This window comes from Vibrio litoralis DSM 17657 (genome assembly GCF_000426765.1).
Lineage (GTDB): Bacteria > Pseudomonadota > Gammaproteobacteria > Enterobacterales > Vibrionaceae > Vibrio > Vibrio litoralis.
Genome location: NZ_AUFZ01000023.1, coordinates 79,555 through 99,209, shown reverse-complemented (window position 1 = coordinate 99,209; position 19,655 = coordinate 79,555). Strand labels below are relative to the sequence as shown.

General features: G+C 42.2%; 20 protein-coding genes. 14 read left to right on the top strand and 6 right to left on the bottom strand.

Annotated elements, in window-relative coordinates:
- Positions 1–56: 56 nt before the first annotated feature.
- Entirely contained in the window at positions 57–986 is a 930-nt protein-coding gene (locus tag K358_RS0110065; RefSeq protein ID WP_051241277.1) for a phage portal protein, read from the bottom strand.
- 64 nt (positions 987–1,050) lie between these two features.
- Positions 1,051–2,811, bottom strand: coding sequence for a terminase large subunit domain-containing protein (locus tag K358_RS0110060; RefSeq protein ID WP_027696701.1), 1,761 nt, complete (start codon positions 2,809–2,811; stop codon positions 1,051–1,053).
- Positions 2,812–2,944: 133 nt separating this feature from the next.
- On the opposite strand from K358_RS0110060, the gene K358_RS0110055 reads away from it, so the two are divergent.
- From K358_RS0110055 to K358_RS18340, 13 genes are all read left to right on the top strand, one after another.
- Positions 2,945–3,790: a GPO family capsid scaffolding protein gene (locus K358_RS0110055; RefSeq protein WP_027696700.1), complete on the top strand. Its 846-nt coding sequence runs from the start codon at positions 2,945–2,947 to the stop codon at positions 3,788–3,790.
- Between the two features lie 58 nt (positions 3,791–3,848).
- Entirely contained in the window at positions 3,849–4,937 is a 1,089-nt protein-coding gene (locus K358_RS0110050; RefSeq protein WP_027696699.1) for a phage major capsid protein, P2 family, read from the top strand.
- Between the two features lie 145 nt (positions 4,938–5,082).
- Positions 5,083–5,532 (top strand): head completion/stabilization protein, encoded by a 450-nt coding sequence (locus K358_RS0110045; RefSeq protein WP_027696698.1) that lies wholly within the window; start codon positions 5,083–5,085, stop codon positions 5,530–5,532.
- A 9-nt stretch (positions 5,533–5,541) separates the two neighbouring features.
- Entirely contained in the window at positions 5,542–6,009 is a 468-nt protein-coding gene (locus tag K358_RS0110040; RefSeq protein WP_027696697.1) for a phage tail protein, read from the top strand.
- Entirely contained in the window at positions 6,006–6,527 is a 522-nt protein-coding gene (locus K358_RS0110035; RefSeq protein WP_027696696.1) for a phage virion morphogenesis family protein, read from the top strand. The genes K358_RS0110040 and K358_RS0110035 overlap by 4 nt, the downstream gene beginning before the upstream one ends.
- A 37-nt stretch (positions 6,528–6,564) precedes the next feature.
- Entirely contained in the window at positions 6,565–6,771 is a 207-nt protein-coding gene (locus tag K358_RS0110030) for a DUF2635 domain-containing protein (protein ID WP_027696695.1), read from the top strand.
- On the top strand, positions 6,768–7,901 hold the full coding sequence (locus K358_RS0110025; protein ID WP_027696694.1) for a phage tail sheath subtilisin-like domain-containing protein: 1,134 nt from the start codon (positions 6,768–6,770) through the stop codon (positions 7,899–7,901). The genes K358_RS0110030 and K358_RS0110025 overlap by 4 nt, the downstream gene beginning before the upstream one ends.
- An 11-nt stretch (positions 7,902–7,912) precedes the next feature.
- Positions 7,913–8,278, top strand: coding sequence for a phage tail tube protein (locus K358_RS0110020; RefSeq protein WP_027696693.1), 366 nt, complete (start codon positions 7,913–7,915; stop codon positions 8,276–8,278).
- Between the two features lie 10 nt (positions 8,279–8,288).
- Entirely contained in the window at positions 8,289–9,221 is a 933-nt protein-coding gene (gene gpM, locus K358_RS0110015) for a phage terminase small subunit (protein ID WP_083962803.1), read from the top strand.
- Positions 9,214–9,483 carry a phage tail assembly protein gene (locus K358_RS0110010; protein ID WP_027696691.1) on the top strand — a complete coding sequence of 90 codons (270 nt, stop codon included), beginning with the start codon at positions 9,214–9,216 and terminating at the stop codon, positions 9,481–9,483. Before gpM ends, K358_RS0110010 begins: the two co-directional genes overlap by 8 nt.
- Positions 9,387–9,626, top strand: a complete 240-nt coding sequence (locus tag K358_RS19580) for a GpE family phage tail protein (RefSeq protein WP_425315036.1) — start codon at positions 9,387–9,389, stop codon at positions 9,624–9,626. Before K358_RS0110010 ends, K358_RS19580 begins: the two co-directional genes overlap by 97 nt.
- A gap of 46 nt (positions 9,627–9,672) precedes the next feature.
- Positions 9,673–11,553 carry a phage tail tape measure protein gene (locus K358_RS0110005; protein WP_027696690.1) on the top strand — a complete coding sequence of 627 codons (1,881 nt, stop codon included), beginning with the start codon at positions 9,673–9,675 and terminating at the stop codon, positions 11,551–11,553.
- Positions 11,554–11,759: 206 nt separating this feature from the next.
- On the top strand, positions 11,760–12,842 hold the full coding sequence (locus tag K358_RS18340; RefSeq protein ID WP_051241272.1) for a DNA-methyltransferase: 1,083 nt from the start codon (positions 11,760–11,762) through the stop codon (positions 12,840–12,842).
- A gap of 252 nt (positions 12,843–13,094) precedes the next feature.
- Here K358_RS18340 and K358_RS0109995 read toward each other — a convergent pair whose 3' ends face one another.
- The 4 genes from K358_RS0109995 to narQ form a co-directional block, all read right to left on the bottom strand.
- Positions 13,095–15,086 (bottom strand): GGDEF domain-containing protein, encoded by a 1,992-nt coding sequence (locus K358_RS0109995; protein WP_027696689.1) that lies wholly within the window; start codon positions 15,084–15,086, stop codon positions 13,095–13,097.
- Between the two features lie 308 nt (positions 15,087–15,394).
- Positions 15,395–16,093, bottom strand: coding sequence for a riboflavin synthase (locus K358_RS0109990; RefSeq protein WP_027696688.1), 699 nt, complete (start codon positions 16,091–16,093; stop codon positions 15,395–15,397).
- Positions 16,094–16,433: 340 nt separating this feature from the next.
- On the bottom strand, positions 16,434–17,069 hold the full coding sequence (locus K358_RS0109985; protein WP_027696687.1) for a response regulator: 636 nt from the start codon (positions 17,067–17,069) through the stop codon (positions 16,434–16,436).
- A gap of 65 nt (positions 17,070–17,134) precedes the next feature.
- Positions 17,135–18,868: a nitrate/nitrite two-component system sensor histidine kinase NarQ gene (narQ, locus tag K358_RS0109980; protein ID WP_051241271.1), complete on the bottom strand. Its 1,734-nt coding sequence runs from the start codon at positions 18,866–18,868 to the stop codon at positions 17,135–17,137.
- 287 nt (positions 18,869–19,155) lie between these two features.
- Here narQ and napF point away from each other — a divergent pair, with 287 nt between their 5' ends.
- Positions 19,156–19,641 (top strand): ferredoxin-type protein NapF, encoded by a 486-nt coding sequence (napF, locus tag K358_RS0109975; protein ID WP_027696685.1) that lies wholly within the window; start codon positions 19,156–19,158, stop codon positions 19,639–19,641.
- Positions 19,642–19,655: the final 14 nt, after the last annotated feature.

Genomic DNA, 19,655 nt, shown 5'->3' with positions numbered 1-19,655 from the left:
AAAAAAGCCTTAACTACTTTAATTTAACGAAAATAATCGGAAAAGTACTTAAAAAACTAAACTTCTGATTCCAAACTCGCATATTCTTTAATCTTCACAACCTCAAGCCCCACAAACTCATTCAGTTCGCATACTTGCTCAAGTAGCGGTACCAGTTCATTTTTGTAGAACACGCGATCAACTTTGTTAAGGTCAGAACTGGAAGCGAAACCTTCGCGTACGATGCTCATTAAATCGAGTGGGATGCGGTGACTGGCGAGCACATCTTCAGTGGTTTTACTCTTGATGTTTTTAAATTCGTCTTTTGCTTCTACCTGCCCGATGGGGGTTAAGGTTGGCGGCTTTCCATCTTTGCCCTTGCCGTTAATAAACAGATTTTTAAAGGCGATTTTCTTCGATAACTTTTCCTTAATATCCTTTTCTTGTTCGCCAGTTAAATTGGGATCGTTCATATACAGCAAGTAACCAGCATGAGAGCCGTTTAAGTAATACTTACGGCGAAACAAGGTCGCATCTTCATTGAGCCAAATTGAACTCAGCGCCCCGATATATTGCGGCAGGCCGTAGATTTCTTGGCATACATCGTATTCACCTAAGTGGAATACTTGGCCAGCGCGATAATCCACTCGCCCTTCATCGCTGTATTCGCGAGGTTTATACACATATTCGTTAATGTTTTGTTTGCGACGCATATACAGCGCCGGCAAATGCTTAATTTCCACCACATCGCCAAGCCGGTTGCGCACAATCGAAAGGTAGCCATTACCAAAAGTTAAAAAGTCGCCCATAAAACGTTTAAACTCACGGCGCTTAATTAAAGGCGACAGTTCCGCCGAACTCGATGCCATATTACTTTTTACATATAGCGCCGACCCATGCATTGGGTTGGCGCGCACCGCTTTCGCCAATGTATCGAGTGCGATGGGCGGCTCGTATAATCCATCAACCAAAGCCACTTCCATGTAACTTAAAATATCGGTGCTCATGACGCTTTCAGGGGAATCAAATGTGATCACAATGTGCCTCTTATAAAATGGTAAGGTTAACGCGCTATAGGAATGAAACTGTTGTAGAGTCATCGCGTAAAATATCAATCGGCTCCCAATGTAAAACGTGCATCGCTGCCCACGCTAAATCCGCATGAGAGCCCACTTTGCTACGATTAGAAATAAAGGTTATTTGGTTACTGGCTTTAGTGGTGTGCTGTCTTATCATCAAAAATGAGTGCACAAGGTCGTCCCATTCATCATCAAACTGAAGACGCCCAGCATTGATAATTTCTCGCGCCTTATATGCCATCATGCGTTTCATTTCTGGCGAGTAATCCACTTCAATCAGTGCTGGGTAGAATTTACGAACCAATTCCGCCACCGCAGAACCAACACCGCCCACATCCATTTCAAGATGCACAACGTTGTATTTCTTGGTGATCGCTTCAATCGCCGTGGCTTGCGCTTCATAACTCGCGCCTTTTAAGCGAATACGCTCAAGCAATCGGAATACGCCGCCTTTCTTTTCCGGTTTTAAGGCGACGATTAAGCCGGCATCATCCGAGCCTTCACCTTGCCCGCCACCACGGGGATCGTAACCCACCAACACATCACGCCGCCCCACTGGATGCAAACTATCTAATGCCACATCTTCCCATAGCGACGTATCGGTTTTACACATCAACAGCGCTTTGATACTGAAAAATGAGCTCGCATCATCGAGGAACACACAACGCAGCAAGTTATCAAACACCGATTTATCAGGGTATTTGCGATGAAGCTTATCTAGGTTAAAGAAGTTCGCCCCACCGGCAATGGCATCATCAACGGTGATCACCTGACGGAAAATGCCATCCACACCCATTGAGCCATTTTTTAAACCTTTATGACTCACATCGATGTTGTGCTCTTTCTTGCCCGCCCACTTTGAATAAGCTTCATGTGCGGTGCTCGATGGCGTAGAAAGATACGTCGTGCGGTATTGAGACTGAATAGACATGCCGCCGGCAAAATCATCTAACTCTTTAAATTTTGGTATCCAAAAGACTTCATCAAAATACAAGTGGCCATTGAAGCCTTGGCTGGTTCGCGCATTGGTCGATAAGAAATTTAAACAGGCACCGTTTGAAAGCCACAGCTCGTCCTTGCCCTTTAATTCCACATCACCAATTTCAAGCGCAAAGCGGCGAATGTAGTTTTTAAATATTTCACTTTGCTTGCGTGAGGCCGATAAGAATATTTGGTTGTCGCCGTTAAGAATGGCATCTTCAAAAGCTTCAAATGCGAAGTAGTAAGTCAGTCCAATTTGGCGAGATTTTAGATAGAAGCGGAATTCATTAATGTCATTATTGAGCTTATGTCCATGAATATCTTTTTGATATTGAAAAAAGGTTTTCTCTCGAAAATCGGCCAGCATTTCAGCCGTGATACCTGAAATATCATTCTTGGTTTTATTGGATGGTCGCCCTCGTTTTTGCTGGCCGGATTGAGTACCAGGACTCGACGTTTCTTTGGGTTTTAATGCCTGGTCCCGTTTGCGTTTTTGCTCAAGTAATAACTCTAATTCTTTAAGTTGCGATTCGTGCTTTTTCTCAACCCACATCAAATAGGCAATACGTTGCCTCATCATCAATTCAACCGGTGCGTCATCACGCATGGCTTTCCAACCAAACTTAGCAATCCATTGCTGAATGGTTCGTGTGGCCACGTTTAAGTTTTCCGCAATTTCTGCAGGTTTGTACTGACGCAAGTAATACCCCAGCGCGTAAGTTTGCGCACTGGTGTAAAGCGGTTCGTCAATGGATTGGCATTTATCGTTCATGTTAGCAGTGTGCAATAAGCTTTATTTTTCCTCAGCTTATCCAACTTCTCGATAACGTTTTTAGGATCAAGATGAATATAAAAGGTCGGTGCTTTTCGCTAAATTAAACTCAGAAATCACAAGAGGCAAAAGTATGTTTCAATCCGAACCCATTTGCATATTAACAGCAGGACCAACCATTGACGGTCGCTTCATTGAGCAAAAAGTCATTGATGATATGGCCGAGCTTTACGACCCTAAAAAATACAATGCTCGTATCAACCCTGAGCATTTTCAATGGGGTCCGAAATACGGTTCAGTTTTATCAATCGAAAAACGTGACGATCAACTATTTGCCGTTCTCAAGCCCAACTCTTTATTACTCAAAACTATTGAACAAGGGCAATTACTGCATACATCTTGTGAAATTGAACACGATTATCTAAAAACCGGTCGTTCCTATTTAACTGGTCTTGCGTTAACCGACGAACCTGCCTCTATTGGCACCACCGAAATGCACTTATCAGCCAGTACGAAAATAAGTAAAAGCCGTGATTTCCTTAGCTCAGGTGCAACATTGAGCTTAGATAACTGGATGGCAGCAGACGAGCCGAACCTAGAACACGATGATCGGAAGTTTTTAAGCCGGTTAAAAGAATTACTGGGCATCAAACAAGATGCCGCAACTCAAGATGATGTCGAGGACGTTGAAATGGATAAAGAAACAAAAGCGTTATTTGAAAAGCAAGCAGAGCAAACGGTCGCATTAACTTCTGCCGTAACACTATTAACTGCAGCGGTCGCTGGATTAACACCCCAAGAGCCAGAAACGCCGCCAGCCGCAGAGCCCGAAGCCGAACAAGGCGATACCACCAAGCTAAGCGCCAAAGTGGACGACCTTGCAGCCAAGTTCGATACACTCACCGAAAAGCTAAGCAAGGTGACGGATGAACAAGAACGTGAACTTGCCGGCGGTGGTAACGAAGGCGGTTATCTATAACAAAGCGATAAAAGGCGCTTTATTCCCTCAATTCATTTTCAATTGTTAAGGTATTTCTATGTTAGAAACCACTAAAAAAGCCGTTGCTCTGTATACCGCAACGGTCGCAAAACAAAACGGTGTAGACGATGCGACAGAGCGATTTAATGTCACACCGGCTGCCACTCAAAAAATCATTGCTCAAATTCGTGAAAGTAATGAGTTTTTAAAGAAAATTAATATCCTAAGCGTAAAAAATCAAAAAGGTGAAGCGTTGGGGCTTGGCGTCACTGGCATGATTGCAAGCCGCACAGATACAAGCTCAGGCAAAGAGCGCAAAACCAAGGCTGTCTACAATATGAAGCCGATGCCTTATATGTGTGAACAGACTAACTTTGATTCCCATATTCGTTACGCTCAATTAGATGCCTTTGCGCATCTAAAAAACTTTAATCAAATCATCTCAAACCAAACCCGTGAGCAGATTGACGCTAACAAAATCACCATTGGTTTTTATGGTAAATCATGCGAGGCCAACACCGACGCCGAAGCAAATCCAAACGGTGAAGATGTCAACAAAGGTTGGTTCCAAGCAATACGTGAGCACAACCCTGACGGCATGCTTAAAGAAGGTGCAACACCAGGTGAAATCCGTATCGGTGAAGGTGAACCACTGGTCGATGATGGTACAGGCACCGATACCTTAGTTGGTGCGGGTCTAGGTGACTTCATCAACCTAGATTTAGCCGTAATGAATGTGAAAGGTCTACTCGGTGATGCTTGCATCAATTCAGCAGATTTAATCTCCATTATTGGTACGGATTTATTGTCGTATGACAAAGCGAAGTTTTACGCTGCCAATGGCAATAAACCAAGTGAAAAAGCGCGTATTGAAGATATGCAAGTGATCGGCACTTATGGCGGCCTACCGGCGGTTTCGGTACCCGGTTTTCCAGCAACCGGCATCTTAGTCACAAGCTACAGCAATCTATCGATTTATATTCAAGAAGGTTCGGTCCGCCGCTCTGTTGCGACTAAGAATGACAAACTTGATCAGATTGAAAACTTTGAATCAATGAACATGGCGTATGTGGTCGAGCATCTTGAAAAAGCGGCAGCCCTTGAATTTGATAACGTCAAATTATGGATTAACGGTGAATGGGTATAACCCAAACGTTTGTTCATTAGTTAAATAAGAACAACCCCTCAGTAGGCTATCAATTGTTTATCAAAGCCGGTGATTAACCGCGAATTGATGCACAAGTGTTTAGCCTACTCCCCACACTTTTTTATTGGGAATCAATATTGTGAGCATGGAATTTGTCGGCAACAAAGATGAAATTTACGACTCAACACTGCCAGCGACCACTCAATACCCTGAACTTAAGGTCTCAGAGTTTCAGTCTCTGTTCCATTTTTTAAGCAATGAAACAGAGGCTGGCATTTTGCACCAAACCACAATCGCCAGAGTGACGGTAAACCGTGAATTGCTCGATGTGTTTCCCGCTAATGTCACCTTAGATGAATTTTCACAGCAGCAATTTGGAGAAACGCAAACTGGCACCACGCTTTACAAACAAGCGGTGTTTTCATTGGCGGCAAACTTTATTGTCGGCAATCAACTCAGCACGAACGCCACCAGTGAAGCCAGTGACAGGCAAGAGGCGTTGCAACAAAAAGCGGAAAACTGCCTAGTGCAATACCGACGCGCGATGGACTTACTTGGCAATGGTGTCGAGACCTATTGTTTTGAAGTGGTGTAAGGAGAAAACATGAAAGCGCTGCAAAGTTTAACCACCCTTTTCACCAACCAAGTCACCGACGCCGGCAACTTAGAAGTGTGGGCTGAAGATGGCGAATTGAAATGTACTCAAGGTCTTAGTGTTGATGGGTTTGATATTGCCTACACCGTGATCATATCAATGAGCGCCGTTGATGTTCAGCCTCATATCCTGATGATGCACCTCGTGAACTGGCTCAATCAATACGATGTTGACCGAGCGGAAAAAGGACTGCCACCGCCAGCCTTCGCCGTTCAATTACTCGATAAAGGGCTATGCGACATTAAGCTCACTATCGACATTCAAGAAAGTTATGGGCTGGAAGAAAACGACCAAGGAAATTGGCGACAAGACGACACTCGCTTTGAGTGTGTCAGCCACTTTACCCAAGCGCCAACCGAGCAAACTGCGCCTCCATTTCAATATCTCAGCCTAGTTAAACCGGATATATCCGCATGAAACTGACTAATCCCGACCAACTCACTCGGGCATTGAATGCGCTCGCTTTAACCGATGATGAAAGGTTTGACTTAAATCGCAAGCTGGCCAACCGAACACGACAATATTTTCGTGAGCAAATTCGCAAGCAGCGAGATGTGGACGACAAACCTTATCAATCTCGCAAAAAACGAAAAATCACATTAGACAGTAAAACCAAGCGAGCCAAAGACAATAAAAACATGCTAACCGGTTTTAGCCGCGCGCTGACCACTCGCGTGGACAAACAAAGCTTTGAAGTGGGTATTTCAGGTGTTGCCGGCAACATGGCAAGAGAGCATAACGAAGGGTTAGGGATTTCATTTACCACTCGCGTGAATGGGTTTTACAACTCAAAAACCCATCGTTGGGAAGGCGGCACTGGCGTGAAAGGCAATTACAAAATGACCAAGCGCACCTTCATTGGTTGGACGCCAAAAATTGAGCGGGAGTTACTCGCCATGATTGCGGAAAACTTTGTCAATGGCGCAAAAAAATAGCGCCAATAACAATCACTGACAGCATGGGAGAGAAAGCATGCGTGAAATATTAATTAAACCCAAACAAGGACTACTCGTACGAGATCCGATAACGCGGTCTCCCCTCAACAAAGTAGGCGAAACCAAACCGCGTAATACCTACTGGCTACGTAGAATTCAAGATGGCTCATGTGAGCTTATCACCAAGCAACCAACGGCGACGGCAACAAAAGTAAAAGCCGAAACAAAAAAGGATAACGTATGAGTATCAGCTTTTCGGAAGTCCCAAGCAATGCACGCGTACCCGGTGTTTATATTGAAATTGATAATAGTCTCGCCAATAGTGCAGAAGCTCAGCAGTTAGTTTTAATTATCGGCAACGCCATTGAAGGTGCCAGCGTGCCACCCAATAAGGCCGTATTGTGTCTTAATAAAGATTCAGCATTAGAGCAATTTGGGGATTCGGACATCACCAAAATGGTGACCTACTTCACCAAGCAAGATGAAACGCTGCCGATTTACGCTATCAGTGTGGCCGATGCTGATTTGATGAGCGCACTGGCCTCATTGGGCGACACTCAATACCACCACATTGTATGCGCCCTGAATGACGAAATCAGTATTCGTGATTTAAGCGAGTTTTTAGAAGAGCGCTACAAAGCCTTAGAAATGATCCCCGGCATTGCCTATTTACCCAAAAAAGGCACTCATGCGGAACTCATCACTTTTGGCTCAACGTGCAACTGTCCATTAATCAGCTTTATGCCAATTAATGCACTCGGTGATTCCAGCAATAAAGCCATTAGTGAAGCCGAAGCGGTCGCGGCTTGGGCAGGTCAAATTGCCCCATCATTGGCAACCGACCCATGTCGCCCCCTCCAAACCTTAAAAATGAATGGGGTGTACTCCATTGCTGATCGTGAATTCAATTGGACGGAACGAAACCTATTACTTCATGAAGGCATTGGGACCTACACCGTCACCAGTACCGGCGAAGTTCAAGTTGAACGCCCTGTCACCGCTTACACTGAAAATGCTGCCGGCGTGGCCGATGACAGCTATCTCGATGTCATGACGCCAGCCACCGCGATGTATTTTCGTGAAAAACAGCGCTCATTAATTTTAAGTAAATATGGCCGCCACAAATTAGCGAAAGATGGTACCAGTTTTGCGACCGGTCAAGCGATTGTGACGCCAAGTATCATTGCTGGTGACTTGCTATCGCTTTACAAACAATTAGAGCTCGACGGCATTGTGCAAGATTTTGAAGGGTATAAGAAATCGCTCACGGTTGAACTTGATGCAACCGACAAGACGCGCATTAACTACCTTGATAGCCCTCAGTTCGTGAACGGTTTAATTATCGTTGCGGGTAAAATTCAATTTAGAAAATAAGAGAGTTTGTTATGAGTACCACTATTACCAGCCGTGGTTTTTTAGATGCAGGCTCCCTAGGTCGCCTGCCAACCAAAGAAGGTGCAACCGTCAACTTTGGCGGCGTCAAACGCGATGCTGTGATGGGCGATGCTGGGGTCTTAGGGTTTAGCGAAACATTCGATGGCGCGCCAAGTATTAAAGCCACCATCGTACACGCAAGCACCACCGATGAAACCGCCATTCGTAACTTCACCGGTGAGAATGTCACGCTCAATACCAACAGTGGAAAAAGCTATACATTAATGGGCGCTTGGGTAAGCGAACCACTAGAGCTCACCGTCAAAGATGGACAGCTTGAAGTGATGTTTCTTGGCACGGAATTAATACCACAGTAAGGCGACAACCATGCTCACACTATTGCGAAAACGAAAAATTCAGGCCGAACAAAAAGCCCATCACGCGGTAAAGCAAACTATTGCTCAGGCCAAAGAGAAAGTCGCTAAAGCCTTAGTCATTCAACAACAAGCGGATAAAGCCAAAAAGGAAGCGGAAACGAACCTTAAGCAAGTGGATGAAAGCAACCTAGATGAAATCCAAGCAGCAATTGAGTTAGCCGAACAAGCGACCATTGAGGCGCAAGATGCCACTCATAATGCACAAGAAGCTACCGAGACACTTAATGACATTATTGAAGCGGCGGGATATGCCGAAGACTCACTTAGTGACGCCATTGATAAAGCACACAATCAGGTAGCGGATAACTCATGGAGTGAGATGCAGCATAAGTTAAAAATGGACTTGGAGTACGCGAGAACGCTAGCCGGCTCAGAAGATAAAATCCCTTTTAAACTTGAGCTTATTAAAAAATATAAACCTCACGTAATGGCGCTACTTCAAACCCATGAAAACTTAGAAGGGCTGGATGTTATTTGGTGGTGGTATCAATGGCAAATTGATTGTGGCCAATTCGAAGAGTTTCATGATTCTTTTAAAGCCTTAATTCTTCGTGGCCTTGATACGCCTCGCGGTTGGAAGTCCAACGGTGAAACCGCCTACTGCGATATTGTTTTTCAATATTCGCACAAAGCACACAAAGCCAAGACGCCTTTCAACCGTCAATATTTAATGGATGCGGTACAGGATTTATTAAGCGGCGCCATTGCTACCAATGCGCCATTAAAAGTGAAAATGTTTCGCCTGGTCGGAGATTGGTTTGAAAGCGAAGGAAAACAAGCTGAAGCACTGGCACTCTTTGAAAGAGTCATGATGATTGACCCCAACAAAGGCGGCCGAAAAACAAAAGTAAACGAACTCAAAGAGGCTCTTGGTTATGAATAAAGTATTTATCCCTATTGAATTAGCGGTCCCCATTGAAAAGGACGGAAAAGAACTCACCACCATTGAAATACGCAAGCCCTGCGCCGGTGATTTACGTGGCTTAAATCTTGTCGATGTATGCCAAATGGACTTTGATGCTCACAGCACGTTGTTGCCGCGAATTTCATCGCTCAACGAGCGGGATTTACTCAATATGGATCCTGCAAACTGGGCACCACTGCAAACGGAAATCGCTGGTTTTTTCGTGGATACGAAACACTGATTGAGCGTGTTGAATATTTCTATGCTGATATCGCATTAGTGTTTCATTGGCCGCCTAGTGAAATGGATTTACTCAGCCTAGATGATTTGATGCTGTTTCGGGAAGAAGCGCGTATCCGTCATCAACCACCAGAGCGCACTTAGCGCTCTTTTTTATATCAAGGCTTTTTATCTAAAGAGAAGATGAACTATGAAAATGAATTTATCGGTAGTGATGGGCGTGGTTGATAAAGTCAGCGAACCACTCCAAAGCATGGCCAGTGACTCTGATTATTATGCAAAAAAGATAAAGGCGATTCAAAAAGCACAGGCGGATGATTCCAGTGCCCTCACTATGATCGCCTCTTATCAGAAGATACAAAAAGAGCTCGACAAAAACGCGCTTGAAACCAATGAAGCCAATGAGAAGCTTGCCAAATTAAAAACCCAAATGGCCGCAACAGAAACCCCGAGCGCCGCCTTAACCAATAAGCTCGCAAAACAAGAAGAGAAAGTCTCACTACTTACGGCTAAAAACCAGAAATACGATAGCAGCCTGAAACAAACGAGCAACCAGATGAAAAAAGCTGGCGTGAACGTCAACAAGCTTGATCATGAATTTGCCCGGTTATCGAAAGAACAGGAAGCCCACTCTAAAAGCTTAGATAAAGTGAGCCGTCGCTATAAAACTCTGAGAGCGGCAATGGCACCGGTTCAAAAAATCAGTAAGTCTATTCGGCTCCCCAATATCAAAGGAGCTGCGATGGGTAAAGGTGCCGCGTTATTGGGTGGTCTTAGCTTTGCCGGTCTCTTTCAGCAAATCAATAGCGCTGCAGGTGAAATGGATCATCTCTCGAAATCGGCTCAAAACCTCAATATGCCGGTCGAAGAGCTGCAAGCGATGCAATCTCAAGCCGAACATGCCGGTGTTAGCGCCGATAAAATGACAGGCTCAATGACGCGCTTTACGAAGCGACTTGGCTCATTGCAATCAACAGGCTCTGGCGCACTCGGTGCCTATTTAAAGAAATCTAAAAATCCACTATTTGCCGAGCTTAAACACGCCCAAAATACTCAAGAAGCCTACGATAAGGTACTAGCGGCATTCTCCAAACTTAAAACGAACCAAGAACAAATGGCCTTTGCTGATGCTGCATTTGGCAATGATGGCCGAAAAATGCTTATTATGCTGCGCCAAGGAACGGAAGGACTCACCGCCGCAAGAAAGGAATTCAACGAAACTGGCGGAGGCGTGAAAACGGACGACGCACAAAAAGCGGAGGCCTATAACGATGCAATGCAAAAGGTACAAGAAAGCATTCGCTCGATAAAATTTGCCGCACTCGCGCCGGTCATGGAAAAAGTCACCAAACTCTTTACTGAATTTTCAAACAAATTTAAAAATGAGCAATTTCGCACCGACCTAATCGAAAAAATCACAAAAACCGTGATCGGGCTTTGTGATGCTTTCAAGCTCATAGCGAAAGTGGCCATCTTTGTTACTCAAAATATCAAAGGTGTTATCGCCGCGCTTGCTATTTTTAAGGTCGCCATGATTGCTGTAAATGCTGTGATTATGATGAACCCTATCGGATTAATGGTGGCTGCTATTGGTGCGGCAATTATTGCGATCACTTACTTAATTGATAAATTTATCGGCTTTGATGTGATCATCAAAGCGGTAACCGATGCGATTGGTTTTTTATGGGAAGGCATCAAGTCTCTCATCAGCATGTTACCGGATGCACTTGTGCCGGACAGTTGGCAAAAATCGGTTGAAAATGCAGGTACTGAGGTTGATACCCTCAATAACAAGTTGAAACAAGTAAAAGACACCAATGCCAAACTTGGTATTACCACCGATGAAACCATCAATCGCACTACTCGTGATGCTGCCGCGGGACAAGATAAAGGCTTATCAAATAACCCTGCATTATCAGCGTATCAGCCTTTAAATGCCCACACAGTAAAAAGCCAATCGGAGGTCGCGCTTACGATTAAATCAGATAAGCCGGTCACGGTAGATAAAGCCAAAAGTGATAATAGAACTAATTTAAACGTGAACACCGGCAACATGGTCATGAGCTATTAATATCAACCACCTCGTATTAAATAGCGCATATAGAACTGTGTAAACATACAGTATTTATTTTTATTGGTAGAATCATTTTGTTTTATGCCTTGAGTACCTGAGACCCAAATCATTTTTTGGAGAGGAAGCATATAAACCGACTCGGCCACCATTGCGTGGCTGAGTTTCTTTTTCGTATTCAAGGCTCTATTTTATTGGAGCAAAGAATGAAAACTACCGCATTACACAATGGGCAACTACAGCTTATTCAAGCCGATTGCCTACCTTATCTAAAAACCTTACCAACCAATTCTATTGATCTTGTTCTCACCGACCCGCCCTATTTCCAAGTTAAAAACAATGCTTGGGATAATCAGTGGCCAGATGTGGAAAGCTTCCTTGCGTGGCTAGATGAAGTGCTTGTTGAGTTTTGGCGCGTATTAAAGCCGTCAGGTAACTTATACCTTTTCTGCGGCTCGAAGCTCGCCTCTGATACTGAAATGCTCATACGCTCGCGCTTTGAAGTGTTCAACCATATTGTATGGGCGAAACCATCAGGGCCATGGAAACGCACTCATAAACCAAGTTTACGTTCTTTCTTTCCATCTACAGAGCGAATCATTTTTGCGGGTCATTATGGATCAGAAGGTTTTGCAAAAGGCAGTTGCCAATACGCCACCAAATGTACCGAACTCAAACAGGCGGTATTCAAACCACTGATTGATTACTTTAAAAATGCCAAAGAAACGCTGCAGGTATCCGCAAAAGAAATTAATGGAATCACGGGTACACAAATGTGTTCGCATTGGTTTTCATACAGTCAATGGAAGTTACCAACCGAAGAGCAATACCAAAAGCTTCAAACCTTATTTGCAACAAAGAGCAATGCGCTCTCTCGTCCTCACTCTGAGCTTGCTGATGAATACCAATCACTAAGCCGCCAATATGCACATTTACTAAAAGACTATGACGAACTAAAGGCAGAATATGAAACCTTGCGTCGCCCGTTTAGCGTAAGTAGTGACGTTCCCTATACTGACGTTTGGACGTTTGCGCCGGTGCAATATTACCCGGGTAAGCATCCCTGTGAAAAGCCGGCTGATTTACTCGAACACATCATATCAACTAGTAGCCGTGAAGGTGCCGTTGTGCTCGATGCATTTATGGGTTCAGGCTCAACCGGAAAGGCTTGTTTGAAACTTAATAGACGGTTTATTGGAATTGAGATGGAAGAAGAAACTTACGATAAAACAATAGTGGAATTAAGCACACCATACAAACCACTGGGTCAAAATGTGGTCACAAAATAAATAAAAACAAATTATAACAATAAGTTAAATCAAATAAAAACCCCTTACTGAGGGGCTTTTTTGTGTTTATTTGGTTCTCGCTGGGCGAAAGTATAATTGTGAGTGACTCAAACAAACGAAGTAGTTAAGTTCAGGAGTAGCTAAAAATTTTAAGTAAGGCAATTTCATAGGTATAAAAAAAGGGTAAGCCTCAGCCTACCCTCTTATTATTCAATATCGTTTATACCCAGTGACTTGAGATATCAGACTAATTTAGCCTTTTAAGCTAGACATAAAGTGCAGCTCATAAGAATGCAGTCGGTTATTGATTACAAACTCATCATGGTTAATTTCAACGTCGCGGAATAAAAAGTTACCGTACTTAATAAAAAGGAAATAGAACACCGACATTGGGATCCCAGCGTTATAATGGCTCTCTGCGATTTTCAAGCGATAGTTATGCAAATTATCGTTATCACGGGTACATGAGTAGATCATCTTGAAATAATTGCTGATCAAGTAGTTCAACTTACCATGATAAGCGGATAGAACCGCTTCATTTAACTCACTTTGCAGTAAATGTTCCGCTTCGACAAAGTTAAGTTTATCAACCATTTGTAGCTTAATATCCTGTTCGTCTTCTGATAGGTTAATATCAAAACTATCGAATTCATGACAAATCGTATCAATTTTATCGACCGACTTTTTACTCATCAAAATAGAATCTGCATCTTTAATCGCTTGAGGTAAGCTTTGATGACTTTGCGCACCAAATAATATATAGCCGCCGCTCACAGAGAAGACTGGAATCGAAGTCGCTTTACAGTCATACGCCAGCTTTTGATTTAAGCGGGTCATAAACTGACTAGGATCGAACTCATGCTTTGTGCCGATGTAAAGCACGATTAAAAACTCATCACCACCTAAGCGTACGATATCATCATGGGGTTGGCAGATGTGCTTGGCCGCATTGGCAATTAAAGCGATCGCTTTATCGCCGGTATCATGACCATATTTATCATTGATTTGTTTAAACTTATTGGCATCAATTGAAAAGATATGCGCATCTTTATCATTGGCGATAGCCTTATCAATTTTCTTATACACTTTTTGGTATAAACCGTGGCGGTTATAAACTTGAGTTAGTGAGTCAAAATATTGCTTATCACTTTCTCTAATACCACGCAGCATTTGTTGCAAAATAGTGTAGCTAAACAAGAACACAAAAAATGGCATAAAGAATAGGTAAGACTGCTCATCTAAAACCCAATGAATCATCCCCAATAATGGTACCGATAGATTCACGTTCAGCTGACCAAAAGCCGATTGATTCTGTTCCGAATTAACGGATTCAAATGTTAAAAGCTTTCTACTGTTCAAATCCATACCTTTAACGGTATGACTGAGTAACACTCTACCCTGATCTAAGATATCAAGTTGGCCATAACGCATTATATGGATATGGCTACTACGTTCTTCTAACGAATTATCGAGTAAATTCAATAAATCATCGACATAAAGGTCTCTTGCCAAAAAGCCTACGGTTTGACTGCGATAGTTTTTAATATTTTGTACGAAAGTAATGGTCTGCTTATCCGTTACCCCATCTGAATACGGATTAGAAATCCATAAACCCGAATATTGATTACCAAAAGATTCATATTGTTCTTTAATCTCTGGCGAAAAGTACTCACTTGCCGAGACCTCTGAATAAGCACGATCAAATAAAAACATAAAATCCGCATCTTTCGCCACAAAATAAAACAGTGCAGGAAGGGATGGGTGAGATTTAACTAACCGCACCATTTCTGAGTTGGCGCTTGAGCTTGTTAGTACAGTACACAACAACTTCATTGTTTCATCTGAATATTGCTGAATATCCCCCTTACCTAGCAATATACCACTACGGGTATCCGTTCCTTTATTTAATGCTTGAGCAGCTCGATTGCTATATTCCTTAGTTTCAAGGTCATTATCAATGAGGCTTAGACACTCTTTCACAAAATCAGATTGAGTTTTATCCGTGAGGGAAGGGTTCTGCCCCGGTGTATGTTGCAAAGCGGTAAATCGCAAAAACTCAAACTGACTTTGAGTGTGACTGGCAACAGAATTTAATTCCATCACGATACTTGGCAAAATATCAGTGTTAATACGGTTTTTTAAATTACGATACTCATGAAGAGCAAAGCCTGCAGTAATAAAGAGGGACACAAACACACTTAGAATAATCGTTTGATTTCTAAGTGCTTTATCTTTTTGCAACATGAGAGTTAAGCCTAATAAAGAGCAATAAACTTACTAAATAAATACCACAGCATTTCTTGCCAAAGTCTTATCTACCATAAGTTTTGTCGGAATATTATTAACCGCACAGATAATACGCTCATTATTTGTATTTTCCAGTCAAGCTTAGGTTAAATTATAATATTATTTAGTCCTATAATTACTTCCCATTTAACAGGAAAATAATAAAAAACAAACAATATCGGCTAATCAATTATAGGAAACAATTTATTTACATGCGTATTTTACTAATAAATAAAAACCCAAAGTTAGCCAAAGAAAAATAATTCTTATTTGTTTTTCGTTTTTGCTAATTGGTCTAAGTGAATATTATTTTTCTCTAATAATTGCTCTAAAGCAGGGAATAATTCACCTAGATTCTCTTCCAAGGTTTCACGTACGGTATCAACTAGCACTTGGGTACTGCGTTCAATTTCGATGTTCAACTTTGAACCAGCTTGCTTCAATTCAAAAGTCGTCATTCGGCGAGTTTCAGGGATTAGCCAAACATCAAACCAACCTTGTTTTTTATCAACATCGGAGATAGTTAAGCTCGCGCCATTAATCGCAATATAACCTTTTGGGAAGATATAACGTAACCACTGAGGCTCTACCCCAATTCGGATGCGGTAGTTTTCTTCAATATGCTCAACACTGACGACTTGAGCGCAAAAGTCGACATGGCCAGAAAGTGGATGTCCGCCGATCTCAGCACCATCTTTCGCGGCACGTTCTGCATTCACTGTATCATTTTCTGCCACTTCACTGAGTGTAGTAATTTGCAGGCTTTTTAACATCACATCAAAACGTAGAATGTGAGCGCTTACTATTTCAGTCACCGTTAAGCAAACTCCATCAATGGCAACACTAGCGCCAATTTCAATCTCGTGACAAAAGCCTTCAGGGAAAGCAATATCAAAGCTACGAATACCTTGGTGATCGGTAACTTTTTTCAGTGTTGCAACAGCTTGAACAATACCTGTAAACATAAAACATCCAGCATTAAACGAAAGGGGAAATACCCAAGTAACTTCAAGAAGCGAGTTTCAGCAAGAATAAAACAAGCTTTAGGCAAGGCAAATTGAATATGATCATAGTTATTCTATCTCTGTTCAATTTAACACAGCATAAAGCTTGTTTTAACTTGCCCTTCGGGAGCTTCATTCAAACCTTTATGCAGCGTCAGATTGGTTTAAAAGGTGTTCACATTCCTTCACCAATCTTCCTTGTCTAAAGGTTTGGATGAGAGCTCTGAATTCTGCATCTTGAAGTCACTTGGGTATGTATATATTGTCAAAATTGTGGCTTGATACCAAGACAAAGAAGTTATTAGTCTCGGCCATAAGTATCTAGGTACAACACAGTCGCAGCCGTTCGTGATGCAACATTGAGCTTTTTCAATAGGCTTTTCATGTGCACTTTTACTGTCGATTCTGAGATAAAAAGGTGATCGGCTATTTGCTTATTACGATAACCTTTAGCGACTTCTTGCAAGATTTGCATTTCACGGTCAGTGAGCTGATCCATCAAATTATCGCCTTCACTACGCGTTTCTAAATGTTCTTTTACTAGGTGGCTATAAACCGGCTCACCTTGCTGTGCTTGCTTTAATAGCTCGATCAGTTCTTCAGGCTCACTATCTTTTAATAAATAACCATCCGCTTGCGCTTTGACTAGTGCGTCAATATCCGCAGGGTTATCCGATACGGTTAAAATAATAATCTGACTATCGATATTTTCTTTGCGCATCGCTTTTAAGGTATCTAAACCTGACATGCCTTTCATATTTAAGTCCAACAAAATAATGTCGGGGTCGAGTTCATTGGCAAGCGCGATAGCATCCACCCCATTACTGGCTTCCCCTACTACTTCAAAGCAGCTTTCTAAATTCAGTAGTTGGCCAATACCACGACGCATTAATGGGTGATCATCGACTAATAAAACTTTTGATACTGTGTTTGTCATCGGTTACCTACATATTGTTATTATTTGAGGTTAATGCACCAGTGCTGCATTTATTATTACAAATTCTAAGCCGCCCCTAGCGTCATTTTTAAACGCACTAGGCAACCTTTGCCTAACATCGAGTCAATATGATGTTCAGCACCGAGTCTAGAGGCTCGTTCTTGCATAATACTTAACCCATAATGATTCAGTTTGGGATGATTAACATCAAAGCCCTGCCCATCATCTTCAATTTTGACATAAATATCGCTGTTCTCTTGATAGCAATACACATTTACCTGACTGGCGTGAGAGTGTTTAATCGCATTCAGTACCGCTTCACGTATATATTGTAGAAGATGGACCTGCTGCTGGGCATCTAATTCCATTGAAAGCAGTTGATTGTCTACATTCAAAGAGGCTTTGGTTTGTGCTTGCAGTGGCTGCAATAATTGCTTTAAAGCCTCGCCAAAATGCGCATCTTCAATTTTTAGGCGGAAGGTACTGAGTAATTCTCGAAGTTGTGTGTAAGCCTGAGCAAGCACCTCATCAACTTCTTGGATAATACCGGTGGCAGCTTCACAACGTTTGGCACATAAATCTTGGTTTAAGTTGCGCTTTAATAAGGTTATTTGGATTTTCAGATAAGACAGTGATTGTGCCAATGAATCATGTAACTCTCGCGCAATAGTGGCACGCTCTTGCATCAAGATAAATTGCTCAGTCTGTTTTTGGTTGTGGCTAAAGTACAAAGCACGCGCCATAATGCGACCCAAGTTTTCCATTAATAAATGATCGAGCTGACCCGATGTTTGCTGCCACTCCAGCAGCCCTAATGACATAGCTTGCTCTTCTAGTGGAAAGCTTCTCCATTCAATATTGTCTTGTTGCTGGCCCGCGAGCAACTCAATGCCACCGCCTTCTTTTTCATCAATCAGTAAGCGGCATGCTTGAATACCATCCACTTTTTCAAAAGCATCCAGTACTGATTGAAAATCTTGAAGAGTTAATCGAGAGCTCGATAAAGCTTCCGAACTATCGTATAAAATCTTCAAAGCGTCATTTGCTTGTTGTAATTCATGAGTTTTTTTATCAACCGCAGCTTCTAAACCTCGGTAAAGTAATGCTAATTCTCTGGCCATTGATTGATAACAATGCCCTAAAACATCGAGCTCAGTGTCGGAATTAATATCAAGTTGAATGGTAAAGTTTTTATCTTGGATAGATTGACTGGCGATCACTAAGTCTTCCAACGGTTTGACAATTTTATTGCGCACAAAACGCATGATCAGCATGGTGACAATAAAAATAAGTAATAAACATCCAGCTCCCGCGAACGCAAATGCTTTAAGTTTATTTTCAGAAAATCGCTGTAAGTTCAGAACAAAAGTATCAAGTTGCTCAACGAGAGCTTCCACTTCACTCAGATAATCAGCTTCTCTGCCCGTATTTATATCAATCGAAAGACCGTGCCAGCGATTTTGAATCGAAAGATATTGATACTTGATATCATTTGGAACTACAGGATTATCCAACGATTTCATAACTGGTGAATTTAATGATTTCTCTAGCATTTTTCTGTGCTGCTGCAACTTATCAGAATCGGTTTTTATGTCGTAGGCTAAGCGATAACTTTGCATACGTAGTGAACCCGCCACATTAATCATTTCGGCATCTTTCAAGCTATAAGTAATGGTAAAAGTCGCCACAATGATAGCCACGATGACAAAAATTAAAATGGAAATAAGCCCTTTTGCGATCGTCGAAGCAATTGGCTTTTGTGGAGCAAAATAATGTTCAGAATGACGAGCCCGATTCACACTTTATCCTATGATTAACAATCAAATAAATGATGATTTTTGATGAGTTAGTTTTAAATTAGTAACGAAGAACTAATGTAGGAATTTTTTGATTTTACTTGAATCCTTAAAAATGTGTGAAGTTTATACAGGACTAAAATTGATCTAAAACAACTTACACCCCTAATTACCCCTTTGGGGGTATTTCAGCTTGACCTATAAAAACTACAATTTTATGTGGTGAAATAAACATTTAGCGCTGTTTGTTTTATAAGTCAGGCTATTCGTATTTTACAAAGGTAATTGGCGTGTCTAATTCTCAAATTAACATATCTAGACGACAACTCTTTACTCGCCGAAAAGATGCCGATAAGCCCAACTTACCTTGGGTCAAAAATCACCTTTTTACCGATGTGTGTACTCAGTGTGGCAAATGTAGCAATGCTTGTCCGGAAAAGATCATTAAATCTTCGGATGGTGGCTTTCCAAGAGTCGATTTCAATCAAGGTGAATGCACTTTTTGTTACCAGTGTGCTGAGGTTTGTCCTGAGCCATTATTTCACCCGAAAACCGAACCAGCATGGCAAGTGAAAGCGGATATTAGCGACGCTTGCCTAGCCAAAAGAAATGTGGACTGTCGCAGTTGTGGTGATAGTTGTGATCCTCAAGCCATTCGCTTCAAGTTAGCAGTAGGCTCGGTCGCTCAACCGCAGATAGACATAGATAGTTGTACCGGTTGTGGCGCATGTGTTTCGGTTTGTCCGACCAATGCGATTACAATCAAAAACTTATAGCAATACACTAAAAT

Bases quoted from the DNA above. Each gene is read 5' to 3' on its own strand.
- K358_RS0110065 (WP_051241277.1), bottom strand. From the start codon at position 986: ATGAGCACCGATATTTTAAGTTACATGGAAGTGGCTTTGGTTGATGGA.
- K358_RS0110060 (WP_027696701.1), bottom strand. From the start codon at position 2,811: ATGAACGATAAATGCCAATCCATTGACGAACCGCTTTACACCAGTGCG.
- K358_RS0110055 (WP_027696700.1), top strand. From the start codon at position 2,945: ATGTTTCAATCCGAACCCATTTGCATATTAACAGCAGGACCAACCATT.
- K358_RS0110050 (WP_027696699.1), top strand. From the start codon at position 3,849: ATGTTAGAAACCACTAAAAAAGCCGTTGCTCTGTATACCGCAACGGTC.
- K358_RS0110045 (WP_027696698.1), top strand. From the start codon at position 5,083: ATGGAATTTGTCGGCAACAAAGATGAAATTTACGACTCAACACTGCCA.
- K358_RS0110040 (WP_027696697.1), top strand. From the start codon at position 5,542: ATGAAAGCGCTGCAAAGTTTAACCACCCTTTTCACCAACCAAGTCACC.
- K358_RS0110035 (WP_027696696.1), top strand. From the start codon at position 6,006: ATGAAACTGACTAATCCCGACCAACTCACTCGGGCATTGAATGCGCTC.
- K358_RS0110030 (WP_027696695.1), top strand. From the start codon at position 6,565: ATGCGTGAAATATTAATTAAACCCAAACAAGGACTACTCGTACGAGAT.
- K358_RS0110025 (WP_027696694.1), top strand. From the start codon at position 6,768: ATGAGTATCAGCTTTTCGGAAGTCCCAAGCAATGCACGCGTACCCGGT.
- K358_RS0110020 (WP_027696693.1), top strand. From the start codon at position 7,913: ATGAGTACCACTATTACCAGCCGTGGTTTTTTAGATGCAGGCTCCCTA.
- gpM (WP_083962803.1), top strand. From the start codon at position 8,289: ATGCTCACACTATTGCGAAAACGAAAAATTCAGGCCGAACAAAAAGCC.
- K358_RS0110010 (WP_027696691.1), top strand. From the start codon at position 9,214: ATGAATAAAGTATTTATCCCTATTGAATTAGCGGTCCCCATTGAAAAG.
- K358_RS0110005 (WP_027696690.1), top strand. From the start codon at position 9,673: ATGAAAATGAATTTATCGGTAGTGATGGGCGTGGTTGATAAAGTCAGC.
- K358_RS18340 (WP_051241272.1), top strand. From the start codon at position 11,760: ATGAAAACTACCGCATTACACAATGGGCAACTACAGCTTATTCAAGCC.
- K358_RS0109995 (WP_027696689.1), bottom strand. From the start codon at position 15,086: ATGTTGCAAAAAGATAAAGCACTTAGAAATCAAACGATTATTCTAAGT.
- K358_RS0109990 (WP_027696688.1), bottom strand. From the start codon at position 16,093: ATGTTTACAGGTATTGTTCAAGCTGTTGCAACACTGAAAAAAGTTACC.
- K358_RS0109985 (WP_027696687.1), bottom strand. From the start codon at position 17,069: ATGACAAACACAGTATCAAAAGTTTTATTAGTCGATGATCACCCATTA.